General features: G+C 43.4%; 8 protein-coding genes. 1 reads left to right on the forward strand and 7 read right to left on the reverse strand.

Annotated features, from left to right (window positions below; all coding sequences use genetic code 11):
- Positions 1–13: 13 nt before the first annotated feature.
- Both ACZFYI_RS09350 and ACZFYI_RS09355 read right to left on the reverse strand, forming a co-directional pair.
- A complete protein-coding gene (locus ACZFYI_RS09350) occupies positions 14–1,384 on the reverse strand; it encodes a tyrosine-type recombinase/integrase (RefSeq protein ID WP_462523860.1) in 1,371 nt (456 codons plus the stop codon).
- A gap of 383 nt (positions 1,385–1,767) precedes the next feature.
- Entirely contained in the window at positions 1,768–3,306 is a 1,539-nt protein-coding gene (locus ACZFYI_RS09355; protein WP_462523861.1) for a serine hydrolase, read from the reverse strand.
- A gap of 313 nt (positions 3,307–3,619) precedes the next feature.
- Between ACZFYI_RS09355 and ACZFYI_RS09360 the strand changes: the two genes are divergently transcribed.
- The gene (locus tag ACZFYI_RS09360; RefSeq protein ID WP_462523862.1) at positions 3,620–4,366 is read left to right on the forward strand and encodes a hypothetical protein; all 747 of its coding nucleotides are present in this window, start codon (positions 3,620–3,622) and stop codon (positions 4,364–4,366) included.
- An 81-nt stretch (positions 4,367–4,447) separates the two neighbouring features.
- Here the strand turns inward: ACZFYI_RS09360 and ACZFYI_RS09365 are convergent, their stop codons facing one another.
- From ACZFYI_RS09365 to cysD, 5 genes are all read right to left on the reverse strand, one after another.
- The gene (locus tag ACZFYI_RS09365) at positions 4,448–5,041 is read right to left on the reverse strand and encodes a precorrin-2 dehydrogenase/sirohydrochlorin ferrochelatase family protein (protein ID WP_462523863.1); all 594 of its coding nucleotides are present in this window, start codon (positions 5,039–5,041) and stop codon (positions 4,448–4,450) included.
- A gap of 105 nt (positions 5,042–5,146) precedes the next feature.
- Positions 5,147–5,920 carry a uroporphyrinogen-III C-methyltransferase gene (gene cobA / locus ACZFYI_RS09370; RefSeq protein WP_462523864.1) on the reverse strand — a complete coding sequence of 258 codons (774 nt, stop codon included), beginning with the start codon at positions 5,918–5,920 and terminating at the stop codon, positions 5,147–5,149.
- Positions 5,917–8,019, reverse strand: a complete 2,103-nt coding sequence (locus ACZFYI_RS09375) for a HEPN domain-containing protein (protein WP_462523865.1) — start codon at positions 8,017–8,019, stop codon at positions 5,917–5,919. The genes cobA and ACZFYI_RS09375 overlap by 4 nt, the downstream gene beginning before the upstream one ends.
- Before the next feature lie 118 nt (positions 8,020–8,137).
- Positions 8,138–9,391 (reverse strand): sulfate adenylyltransferase subunit 1, encoded by a 1,254-nt coding sequence (locus tag ACZFYI_RS09380; protein WP_462523866.1) that lies wholly within the window; start codon positions 9,389–9,391, stop codon positions 8,138–8,140.
- Between the two features lie 128 nt (positions 9,392–9,519).
- Entirely contained in the window at positions 9,520–10,419 is a 900-nt protein-coding gene (cysD, locus tag ACZFYI_RS09385) for a sulfate adenylyltransferase subunit CysD (protein WP_462523867.1), read from the reverse strand.
- Positions 10,420–10,436 lie beyond the last annotated feature (17 nt).

The raw sequence follows: 10,436 nt of genomic DNA on the forward strand, positions 1-10,436 counted from the left end.
TATAACTAATATCCTACATATCCAATCCGTCCAATGGACTTTTTATTTGGTCAAATCCTCGTGTAGTTATATGGGTATATACTTGTGTAGTTTTCGGACTTTCATGGCCAAGCAAATCTTGGATATATCTTAAATCTGTCCCATGCTCTAAAAGATGGGTGGCGAATGAATGTCGCAATGTATGTACAGTAACTTTTTTCTTAATCTTGGTTTTTTCCAAAGCATCTCGTAATATGTTTTGGACGCTTCTTTTTGAATAGGGTAACGGACTTTCTATTTTACTTCCCTGTCCTTCGAATAAAAAATGATGGGGACGATCTTGTTTGATATACAATCTTAGAATTTCAAGGGTTTTTTGAGCTAAAAGCGTGTATCTATCTTTATTACCTTTCCCCTGTTCAACTCTGATTTGCATTCTCTTAGAATCAATGTCTTTAATTTTTAAACTGATGAGTTCACCTAACCTTAAACCTGCTGAATAAATTGTCATCAGGATTGCCTTATGCTTCAGGTTTTCGGTGGCTTTAAAGATGGCAACGATTTCTTCTTCGCTACAGACCTCAGGTAAGGCCTTTTCCCTGATCGGCCTATCTACATGATAGTATTTCCGCTCGCCACCTTTGACTTTTTCGAAGAAAAACTTCGCAGCATTGATGGCTTGGTTTTGATGTGAAGAGGATACTTTTCTTATCGTGACTAGATAATGGGAGAATTCCATGATTTCCTTTTCGCCTAATTCCTTTAATTCCACTTCAGGGAAATGATTTAAAAACTCTTCAAAAAGTGGCACGTATGCCCTGATGGTACTTTGGCTATACCTCCTTTCCTCCAGCTTGTGAATATACTCCTCAGGACATTTCCGGTAATTGGGGATGTCATAGGGGGAAACTTTGGCCACCACATCAGTTTTCTTTTCTTCTTCCTCAAAAATAAAAGTCAGACCAAGTTCCCCGATCTTTCCTTTCACTTCTTCCAAAAACTGCTCGGAGTAGGGGATGGTCCACCATTTGTTTTTAAGGTCCCATTGGTAGTAGGGAATGGATTTTATGGTTTTGGTTAGAGTAGGGTTGTATCCGAAAATCAGCCTAAGTCTGCCGGCCCGGGTTTTGATGACCAAGACCTGGTTTTTGTCAACCTTCCTTGATTGTTCTATGGGGTCAGTGCTGACAACCTCATGTCGGATGACAGGCGAAAGCCTTTCCCCAAAATGCATTTGGATCCGCTCGAGGTTGCCGGGATAGTGGGGAATCTCCCAGAAATAGCCATCCCTGTTCCATTTCGAATACCGGAGGGTCAGGACAAACTTGACGTCTTCATCGTTTTTGGGCATCTTGAGGATGATCTTCTTTCCAATCACTTCGGCTAAGATAGGTTTTGGTTCCATGGCTATAAAAATTACAAGTACTTATTGATACGGCTTCGATCCGGCATATGGAGAAGCAGCATAGCACTAATTTCCTGCTTCCGGAGAAGCAGGATAACATAGGCATAATTTAACCTATTCAGGTTTTGATAAAAAGTTTTGGCCCAAACTTAAACGTTTAACTTTCAGCCCAACAAACAATGCCGATCATCTACTCCCAAGCTACCTTTCCTTTACCCCCTAGTATACCTTCCCTTACAGATACTCCGTGTCTGAGGTAGGGATACTCCGTGTCCTAGCTAGGGATACTCCGTGTCCGAGGCAGATATACTCTAGACCTGCGTTACCTATTGGAGGAGGCTGGAAGGGGAATAACAAACTTCCCAATTCTGAATCCAAATGTCTTACCTCACTTTCTTCGGTTTCAATTCTTCAAAGAAAATGTCATCATTCGGTACTTTGAATTCCAGACCAGTGATTTGCATGTCGTTGTCGGTCAGGAATTTGACTGTGCCAAAACTGAACCATGCATGCTTTTCGTCCCATACTATTTCCCATACATCATAATGCCAATGTCTCAGCTTAGCCGATAGCCTTGGGGAATTTTCGAAAAGGAGCACCAGTTCTCCTGCCTCAAGAACGACTTTGATATTTCCATAAACCGGCGCATGGAATGTTCCCGTATAGGAAGAAAGTGGGAAAGAAGGTTTTGTATCCATCACCCGTTTGGCTTTCATATCTGCGATACGGGTGTCATTTTTTTGATTTTCATTGGTACGGTCCAATAGATCTGACGACCAGTCCTTTGTACCAGTTCCCAGAAATTGGTCAAAGGCATAATAGGTGGCCGCCATGATGGGGCTTTTGTGGCCGTTGGTCAGGACAACAATACCGAGGTTTTCCTCAGGAATCATCGTCACCGCAGTGATCATCCCATCAAATCCACCGGTATGCCCTACCATAAATTTTCCGTGGAAATCTCCCAGATTCCAACCCAGTCCATAACCTGAAAAGTGCCTTCCTAAGTCGTTTTTTGTGGTATGGTCCACAGTGAAATTGTTATGTGGTGTCCAGACCATGTTGCGGGTGGACTTGGTGAGCAAAGTATCTGTGCCGTTAATACCGTGATTGAGGTTGAAGATCATCCATTTGGCCACGTCATTGACCGAGGAGATGATGCCGCCTGTGGCACCGATTTCACTCCAGTCTTCAAATTCAATGGGGAAGTTGAGGTTATTTTCACGGCCGTGAGGTGTTGTGACATTCGTTGTGTTTTCCAGACCTATTGCTGAGGTCAGCGTCCTGTTCATGTCCAAGGGGATCAGAATCCTTTCTCTGACATTTTCTCCCCAGGTTTTGCCGGTGACTTTTTTGATGAGTTCCCCTGCAGTGATGTACATCAGGTTGGAGTAACCATATCCTGCACGGAAATCGTAGGCCTGAGGGAGTTTTCCTGCCAGTTTGATCATGTTTTCTGCACTCATTTCTGACTTGTACCAGATTACATCTCCGCTGAATGTACCCAAACCCACCCTGTGGCTGAGGATATCCCTTACAGTCACCTGACTGCTGATCCAAGGGTCATCGTAGAGTGAAAAATAGGGGAGATGGTCTTTGACCCGGTCGTTCCATTTAAGTTTTCCTTCCTGTACGAGCATGCCGATGATGGCGGAAGTGAAGGCTTTGGAATTGGATGCAATGGCATATAGCGTGTTTTCGTCAGGTTTTTCGGGTTTGCCGGTTTCGATGAGGCCATAGTTTCCGGTAAAAACAAGTTTTCCGTCCTTAACAATCCCGATACTTGCTCCGGGCACATCCCAGTCCTGCACCATTTTGGCAAAATAGGCATCGAGTTTTTTGAAATCCGGGGCTTTTTTGGATTGGGCTTGGATGTTGACAACAAAGGCAACTATCAGAATGGTCAGAATGGACAGTTTTTTCATAAATCGGGAATTTGAAATCAGACGGGGAAAGAAAATAAATGAGAAGACAATATAACTTTTATTGCAAAAAAAATTGATGACTGATTTAATCCGGGGCCATAAAAATCAAATATTGACAATTTGGAAGAGCATTGATTTTTGCTCATTACCGATTGGGGTGATAAGTGTCGAAGGAGGTTTGCTTGAAGGTAATGCGTATAGAATCAGGAGGGAATTGTCGGTATAATTTTCCTTCTGTGATTTCAATTGATTTTCATTTCGTACCAAAAGGTAAAAATTTGATTTACCTTTGAATGGTTTAATTGACGAAATGATGAAAGCATACATTAGTTTACCTGTTATTATTGGATTGTTCTTGATCACTTGTTCGGTTTTTGCCCAAAGGCCGGATTCTGTGGAAAGAAAAAATGTGATCAAATATAACCTCAGTGCGCCTGCTTTGTACAACAGTGCGTTTTTGTTTCAATATGAAAGAGTAATCAACCCCCACCGGTCTATCTCGATCCAATTGGGCCACATTACCCTGCCGGAACTTCTGAAAAACTTTGAGAATGTTCAAAAAATTTCAAATGCTGAACAGTATGGATACAATGTAACAGTAGATTATAGGTTTTACCTGGCCAAAGAAAACAAATACAATGCCCCCCATGGTGTCTACATTGCCCCATATGCGTCTTTGCACCACTTTAAAAACGTCAAGGATTTTGAAATCCAAAGTAATGAAACCGATGAATATGGGATTGTCACACTAAACTCAAAATTGAATATCCTGAGTGCCGGAGTTGCAATGGGATATCAGTTTGTTGTTTGGGATAGGATGACTTTGGATTTTTTGGTTATAGGGCCTTCTTTTTCCAATTACAATGTTCAATTGACTTTGGATGGAGACTTAACCCAAGTGGAGTTGGATGAAAAGCTGCAATTAATAATTGACCATATTGCTGATCAAGTTCCTTTTATCGACGACCTTTTGGAAGATAAAGTAGCAAATTTCTCCGGCAACACGAACTTTTCCACAATGGGATTCAGGTATTCTGTTGGTATAGGTTTTCGGTTTTAGAATCAAAAGCGAAAGCCAAAATCACACAATTGGTTTTAAAAGCGTGAATAAAATCACATAATCGGAACCAATTGTGTGATTTTACTCAAATTGTCCTGATTTTTCCTTGCTGACTAAGCCCTCCGTAAGCTTGTTCAGCGCCTCTACTTTGTACTCAAAATCCCCTTTCAAAGTCTCCCTGTATTGGTTGATGTTTTCTACCAATTCATTGATGTCTTCGGGGATGACTTCTTCCAAAAGTTGGCGCAGTCTTTTTGCTGTGGTAGGGGATTTGCCGTTGGTGCTGATGGCGATTTTGACATTGCCTTTGCTGACTATTCCACCTAAATAAAAATCGCAAAGATCCGGTGTATCCGCCACATTGACCAACAGAAACCTTTCTTTGGCATCGTCATGGATTCGCCTATTGACAGCTTTGTCGTCTGTAGCGGCGATGACGATATGTTTTGCGCCAAGGTACTTTTCATGGTAGACATCCTCAATCAGCGTGACATAAGGATTGTCTTTTGCCAAAGCCAAAAAATCTTCATTGAATTCCCTGGAAACGGCCGTCACCTGCGCCTTAGGGCTGCTCTTTAATAAAAAGGCCAATTTCTCAGTCCCCACAAATCCACCACCAACCAAAAGCGTATTCAATTGGTGGACTTTGAGAAAAATTGGGTAGAGGGTGTTCATATTTAAGATTGGTATTTGTTGATAATCATAGAAATTGTTCGATACTGTTTTGCCGCTTTCTGACAAAGGATAATATCGCATGGCAGTTATCCAATATCCATCAGTTCAATTTTTCAAAACAGTTACTGCTGATTGATATATCTCCGCCAACTGATAACTTTCCTTCACCACTTCCCCGATCACAATGACGGCAGGACCGCCGATTCGGCTTTCGGTTACTTTGGTCTGGATGTCATTGATGGTTCCTGCGACAACTTCCTGTTCATTGGTAGTGCCGCTTTGGACCATGGCGATGGGAAGATTTCCTTTTCCTGCTTTTTGGTAGACTTTGACGATTTCGGCCAGCTTTTTTGATCCCATCAAAACCACTACTGTAGCCGTGGACTGGGTAGCCAAATGCAAGTCTCGGGACAATTCACCTGAACTTGTGGTTCCTGTTATCACCCAAAAGCTTTCCGCCACACCCCGTTTGGTGACAGGAATGCCTGCTGCAGCCGGAACAGCCACAGATGAGGATATGCCCGGAACCATTTCTGTTGGAATTCCGAAGGCTGAGATAAAATCAATTTCTTCTGCTCCTCTTCCAAACACGAATGGATCGCCGCCTTTCAAACGGACAACGTGTCCATATTTCAAAGCATATTCCACACAAATTCTGTTGGTGTCTTCCTGTGGGTTGACTTGGCTACCTTCCCGCTTTCCTACAAAAACCTTGATGGCATTGTCAGGAGCATGTTTGAGAAGGACTTTGTCAATCAATGCATCATAGAGGACGACATCGGCTTTGTTGAGTGCCAAGACGCCTTTGAGCGTGATCAGCTCCGGGTCTCCCGGACCCGCACCGACCAAGGTTACTTTTGGTTTAATGGCTTGAATCATGCTGTTACCTCCTGTTCTCTATAAGCGCTGATGGCGTCAAATACCTTGATTGCCTCTTTGAAATATGTTTCTGCAAATTCTTGGTAAGTCTCATTTTTATTGATTTGATTCACTATCGAAGCCAAGTCTTTTTCCAAACCGATTTTTCCGGTCTCGATAAAAGTCTCGTCAAAAAGCGTCACAATGTTTGCATACGAGTTGGTGCTTTTGCTTTCACTTAATAGGATCGCTTTCGCTGCATTCACTATCGCTGCATAGGTATGGTAAATGCTATCTGACCATCTTTTTTCCACCAAGCCTTCTTTGGAAAGCTCGAGTTTTTCCCTTGCTTCAAGCAATAAAGTCGCTACCAAATCGATGACGACTCCCGCGCATTCTCCGACACCCACCGCTACTTTATAAGCTTCCTCATGACCCCAATCCACCTGATCGGCTTCTGTGATCGTGGAGGTTTCGCTCAATACTTTCAAAATGTCATAGAAATAAATATGTCCCATTCGGTCATAGTAATCCAAAAAGGATTCTGTGGCATTGGCATTTTTCTCAAAATCAGCAATCAACATTCTCAAAGCCTCGGGACCACGGCGGCTTGGGATTTTGATGACCTTGTCTGCAAATCTTCCCTGACCATTTCCCAAAGTGCCACCACCAAGCAATACTTGAAGGGCCGGAACTACTGTTTTACCGACTTTCATCGACATCCCCTGAAATCCGATATGCGCCATATTGTGCTGTCCGCAGGCATTCATACAACCGGAGATTTTGATGGTCAGGTCTTTGTTTTTGAGGTATTGGGGATATTCGGCAAGGATTACTTTTTCGAGTTCTTTTGCTATCCCGGTGCTGCTTGCAATGCCGAGGTTACAGGTATCAGTTCCCGGGCAGGCGGTGATGTCACCAAAGGTATTGTAGCCCGCATCCGCCAAACCGATTTTTTTCAGTTCCTGATAAAAGAATGGAATGGCCTTTTCCTGAACATCTCGGATAAGGATGTTTTGTCTCAAAGTAAATCTCACTTCATTGTTGGCATATTTCCCCACCAAATCAGCAATCTGCCTTGCTTGTGGCGTATAGAAATCTCCCAAAAGCACTTTAATCCCAATTGACACAAAACCTTTTTGCTTTTGGGGCAAGACATTGGTGAGTTTCCACTGCTCATAAGCGAGATCCAAAGGCTCTTCTAACTCCGGAACTTCCGGTGAAAGAAGGACCTTGGAATTCTCGTAATCGTCGTGGTTTATGGGGTACTTTTTGAATGGAAGTGCTTTCTGTTCTTCTTTGACTAAATCAAGGAATGCATCGAGTCCAATGTCTGCAACAAGGAATTTCATTCTTGCTTTCAGCCTTCTCGCTCTCTCTCCATGTCTGTCAAAAACCCGCAATACACCTTCTATGAAAGGAATCAGTTCGTCCGTGGGTAAGAATTCCGTAATCAAGTCGGCATGCCTAGGCTGTGAACCCAAACCGCCTCCAAGCATGACCTTGAAGCCCCGGATTTCTTGGCCGTTTTCAGTTTTTACTTTTGGGATAAAACCCAAATCATGGAGGTAAGCCAAAGCGGTATCTTCATCAGATGCTGAAAAAGCCATCTTGAACTTTCTTCCCATTTCCTGACATACAGGATTTCTCAAAAAGTATTTAAATACTTCGTCGGCATACAAAGTGACGTCAAAAGGTTCCTTGGGATCCACACCGGCAGTTTCTGAAGCAGTGACATTCCTAACGGTATTGCCGCAGGCTTCACGCAAAGTGACATCGTCTTTTTCGAGTTCCGCCCAGAGTGCAGGAGTTTCATCCAAGCTTACATAATGGATCTGAATATCCTGACGGGTGGTGATGTGCAATCTGCCGGTAGAATATTTGTCAGAAACAGCTGCAATCCGCTTCAATTGCTCGCCTGTAGCTTTTCCGTAAGGTAGCTTGATCCGGATCATCTGTACACCCGGCTGACGCTGACCGTAGACACCACGTGCCAGCCTGAGGCTTCTGAATTTTTCCTCGTCAATTTTTCCTTCTCTAAAAAGTCGGATCTTTCTTTCCAGTTCGAGAATGTCTTTCTCTACTATCGGATTTTCTATTTCTGTCCTAAAACTTTGCATCTTAAATTAGATTTTAGAAGAGAGACATAAGACACAAGACTTTTGTCACCTCACTTAATTTTGATTCAATTTTCCCAAGAATCCTTACTTGGTACTTTATACATTGTACTTGGTACAATTATTCAATAAACCCAACCCCAACTGTATCATGACTTCCCTCATCTATCAGGATAAACCTGCCGTTGGATTTATTGTCGTGGTAGGTGTCGAAGTGGATCGCTTTGCTCAATCTGAAATTCACCTTTCCGATGTCGTTCAGCTTGAGTTGGGTGGCCGGAACCTCCCCTGAAAAATCGGTATGGATCACCGAATCGATACTTTCAACCTTTGCCAAAACCCGGTTGATGCCATGCTGAAGGGTATATTTATCGCCCACTTTCAAAGGCTTGGAATTGACCTGACAAATCGTAGCTGACAATTGCTTCTCAGATTTTGGCAGTTCGGAGGATTTCACCAACATATCTCCTCGGCTCATATTGACTTCGCTTTCCAAAGTGATCGTAATGGATGCACCCGGCAAAGCCTCCGTATATTCCTGATCAAAGAAGTGGATGGATTTGATTTTTGATTCTGTCAAAGAAGGCAGGATGGTCACTTCGTCGCCCACTTTCAGACTTCCGCCATAGAGTTTGCCTGAAAATCCCCTGAAATCATGGAATGCCTCGGTCTTTGGTCTAGTCACATATTGGATAGGAAATCTTGCAACGGTGCTTTCATGCAAATCCGAAGGCTCCAATACTTCCAAATGATCCAAAAGCGTATTGCCCACATACCAAGGCATGAGTTCAGATTGTTTGGCTATGTTTTCACCTTTCAATGCCGAAATTGGAATGAAGGTGATCTGATCGGTTTTGAAGTCGCTTTTTTCCACCAAAACTTCAAAGTCAGCCTTGATTTTAAGGAAAACATCTTCGTCGTAATTGACAAGATCCATTTTGTTGACAGCGACGACCACGTGCCCGAGTCTGAGCAGGTTGCTGATAAAGAAATGCCTGTTGGTCTGTTCGATTACGCCTTTTCGGGCATCAATCAAAATGATGGCGACCTGTGAAGTAGAGGCGCCTGTGACCATATTTCGTGTGTATTCCACATGCCCGGGGGTATCAGCAATGACGAAATTGGTTTTTGCGGTATTGAAATAAATATGCGCCACATCGATGGTGATGCCCTGCTCACGCTCTGCTATCAGGCCATCCGTAGCCAAAGAAAAATCCAGGTAATCAAACCCACGCTGACGGCTGGTTTTTTCGATCGCTTCAAGTTTATCCGTGGTAAGGGATTTGGTATCATAAAGCAACCTTCCGATCAGTGTGCTTTTGCCATCATCTACAGAACCTGCGGTTGCGATTTTTATAAGTTTTCTATTTTCCATTTTCGAGATATGAGATGTGAGATTTGAGACATGAGATTGGGGCTCCTAACTCTCATAATTGTCTTTTCTAATTACCATGCATCTAATTTTTCAGTCTTGATACTTGGTACTTGATACTTGGTACTCCTTTAAAAATATCCGACTTTCTTCCTGCTTTCCATCGCCGCTTCGGAGCGTTTGTCGTCGATTCTTGCTCCTCTTTCGGAAATGGTAGAATCTCTGATTTCTGCAACAACTGCATCCAAGGTTTCAGCTTCTGAAAGGACAGCCGCTGTACAGGTCATGTCACCGACAGTTCTGAACCTGACCATTTTCTCAAATACCTCCTCATGCGATTCCCTGTACACATGCTCGTTGGCTGTCCAAACCATGCCGTCGCGGAAGAAAACTTCCCTTTTATGAGCGAAATAGATGGAAGGAATGGCGATGTTTTCCGTTTTGATATATTCCCAGACATCGAGTTCAGTCCAGTTGGAAATCGGGAAAACCCGGACGTTTTGTCCCTGATGGATCCGGCCGTTGAGCATGTCAAACAACTCCGGACGCTGGTTTTTTTCATCCCACTGCCCAAAATCATCTCTGACAGAAAATACCCTTTCTTTGGCCCTTGCTTTTTCTTCGTCCCTTCTGGCGCCACCTATGCAGGCGTCAAATTTGAATTCCTCGATGGCATCCAAAAGCGTCGTGGTCTGCAGGGTGTTTCTACTCGCATACCTGCCTCTTTCCTCGGTGACTTTGCCTTGGTTGATGCTGTCCTGCACCTTGCGGACGATCAGCTCAAGACCCAATTCAGCGACCAATTGGTCACGGAACTCAATGGTCTCCGGGAAATTATGTCCCGTGTCGATATGCAGCAATGGAAAAGGAATCCTTGCCGGATAAAATGCTTTTTGGGCCAACCTCACCAAGGTGATCGAATCTTTTCCTCCCGAAAAAAGCAACACAGGTCTTTCAAACTGCGCAGCCACTTCCCTCAGGATATGGATGGATTCTGCTTCTTTGGGATTAGGTATGAATAGGTTTGACATGTCTTTTTCCTTTTTTT

Source organism: Aquiflexum sp. (assembly GCF_977115555.1).

What these genes read in the sequence shown, in the direction of transcription:
- ACZFYI_RS09350 (WP_462523860.1), bottom strand. Translation starts at nt 1,384, where the DNA reads ATGGAACCAAAACCTATCTTAGCCGAAGTGATTGGAAAGAAGATCATC.
- cysD (WP_462523867.1), bottom strand. Translation starts at nt 10,419, where the DNA reads ATGTCAAACCTATTCATACCTAATCCCAAAGAAGCAGAATCCATCCAT.
- ACZFYI_RS09380 (WP_462523866.1), bottom strand. Translation starts at nt 9,391, where the DNA reads ATGGAAAATAGAAAACTTATAAAAATCGCAACCGCAGGTTCTGTAGAT.
- ACZFYI_RS09355 (WP_462523861.1), bottom strand. Translation starts at nt 3,306, where the DNA reads ATGAAAAAACTGTCCATTCTGACCATTCTGATAGTTGCCTTTGTTGTC.
- ACZFYI_RS09365 (WP_462523863.1), bottom strand. Translation starts at nt 5,041, where the DNA reads ATGAACACCCTCTACCCAATTTTTCTCAAAGTCCACCAATTGAATACG.
- ACZFYI_RS09360 (WP_462523862.1), top strand. Translation starts at nt 3,620, where the DNA reads ATGAAAGCATACATTAGTTTACCTGTTATTATTGGATTGTTCTTGATC.
- ACZFYI_RS09375 (WP_462523865.1), bottom strand. Translation starts at nt 8,019, where the DNA reads ATGCAAAGTTTTAGGACAGAAATAGAAAATCCGATAGTAGAGAAAGAC.
- cobA (WP_462523864.1), bottom strand. Translation starts at nt 5,920, where the DNA reads ATGATTCAAGCCATTAAACCAAAAGTAACCTTGGTCGGTGCGGGTCCG.